Raw genomic sequence first — 1,812 nt, 5'->3', positions numbered from 1 at the left:
AGGGCGCGGAGGTCGACACGGTCGAAGGCCGGCGCCTTCGCTTCAGCATGCCCGCCGCCCTGTGCAGCTACTGCCTGGGCGAGACGCGCATCGGCGCGCAGTACCAGCTCGGCAACGTGCGCAAGATCGACCTCGGCACCGCCGGCGCGAACCTGGAGGTCGACGCCGACCGCCAGCGCGGCGCGCCGCTCAGCGGCGGGGAGGGGGCGTGATGACGCACCTGGACCTGCTGCGCGGCGCAACCGTGGGCGCCCTGCGCGAACGGTGGCCGTACGCCGAGCGCTTCCTGGGCGAGCGCGGCCTGGAGCTGCCCGAGGCGCCCGCCGCGGCGCTGGCCGACTGTTGCGACGCGGCGCTGCTCGCGGACCTCGCGGCCTTCCTGACCGAGATGGAGGCCTTCCTGTCCGCCGAGGAGGAGACCGTCGGCGCGATCACGGTCCTGGGCGGCCGCGACAAGCGCGGCGAGCCGGAACCGGTGCGCGAGCTGACGGTGAGCAAGGGCGACGTCGTCTGCATCGTGGGGCCGACCGGCTCGGGCAAGAGCCGCCTGCTGGCTGACATCGAGTGGGTGGCCCGCGGCGACACGCCGACCGGCCGTCGCGTCCTGGTCGACGGCCGCGAAGGGGACGAGCGCTGGCGCGCCGGTGGCGACCGCAAGCTCGTCGCCCAGCTCAGCCAGAACATGAACTTCGTCATCGACATGGGCGTGGGCGACTTCCTGGCCCTGCACGCCGAGAGCCGCCGCGCCGACGACATCCCCGCCAAGGTCGACCGTATCTGGCGGGAGGCCAACGCGCTCGCGGGCGAGCCCTTCGCCCTGGACACGCCGGTCACCAGCCTCTCGGGCGGCCAGTCGCGCGCGCTGATGATCGCCGACACGGCCGTGCTCTCGCACTCGCCGGTGGTGCTGATCGACGAGATCGAGAACGCCGGCATCGACCGCCGCAAGGCCCTCGAGGTGCTCGTCGGCCAGGACAAGATCGTGCTCATGGCCACCCACGACCCGATCCTCGCCCTGATGGGCGACCGTCGCGTGGTCATCGGCGGCGGCGCGATGCGCGCCGTGGTCGAGCCCAGCGACGCCGAGCGCGCCAACCTCGTGGAGCTGCGGGCGCTGGACGCGCGGCTGATGGAACTGCGGGGGCGGCTGCGGCGGGGGGAGAGGCTGGATGTGATCTGAACCAGCCTGCCGATTGACGCGGATTCCCCGGAAGTGCCATGATCCGGCCTTGGTCCGTCCCCGTCGGCGGTCGCGTGCGGCCGGCGGCGTCTGCATGCACGAGATGTTCCGGGCTCACGGCCCGGACGCCATACCCGCTGAAAGGGTCATGTCATGGACACCCGCAGACCGTCCCGCACGTTGGCCGGGCTCTTCCTGCTGACCGCGTTCGCCGCCGTTGCATCCGCCGCCGACTACGACTTCGGCGGCCGCTGGCTGCTCGGTTTCGACGCCGTCTCGAGCACTGTCGGCGCCAACGAGGACGCCGCCGACCTCCTCATCGAGGAGACGGCCCCCGGCGTCGGCCTGCAGATCGGCTACCTGTTCACGCCGAACTTCCAGCTGCGCCTGTTCGCCGCCGCGGCCGAGCACGAGACCAGCGACCCGGACGTCAAGATCCAGGTCGGCGGCGGCACCCTCGATGCCGTCTACCTGTTCCGGGCCGGGCAGAAGATCCGTCCCTACGTGTTTGGCGGTCTCGGCGGCTTCACCGTAGAGTCGCAGCAGGCCGACCTGCTCTACAAGGCCGAGGGCCCGGGCATGGCCCTGGGCGGCGGCGTCCACGTGATGCTGAGCCGCAAGGTCTCCCTGCA

3 protein-coding genes are annotated in these 1,812 nt (G+C 72.1%); all 3 read left to right on the top strand.

The window, feature by feature from the left end:
* Positions 1-212, top strand: a 212-nt coding sequence (locus Q7W29_00570; GenBank protein ID MDO9170307.1) for a hypothetical protein, incomplete at its 5' end; no start/stop codon positions are given.
* On the top strand, positions 209-1,180 hold the full coding sequence (locus Q7W29_00565; GenBank protein MDO9170306.1) for an ATP-binding cassette domain-containing protein: 972 nt from the start codon (positions 209-211) through the stop codon (positions 1,178-1,180). The genes Q7W29_00570 and Q7W29_00565, both read left to right, overlap by 4 nt.
* Positions 1,181-1,333: 153 nt before the next feature.
* The coding region (locus Q7W29_00560; GenBank protein MDO9170305.1) for an outer membrane beta-barrel protein at positions 1,334-1,812 on the top strand (479 nt) is incomplete at its 3' end.

The organism is bacterium (genome assembly GCA_030654305.1).
GTDB lineage: Bacteria > Krumholzibacteriota > Krumholzibacteriia > LZORAL124-64-63 > LZORAL124-64-63 > PNOJ01.
The sequence above is the reverse complement of the archived record's forward strand: the minus strand, read 5'-3'. Positions and strand labels throughout refer to the sequence as shown.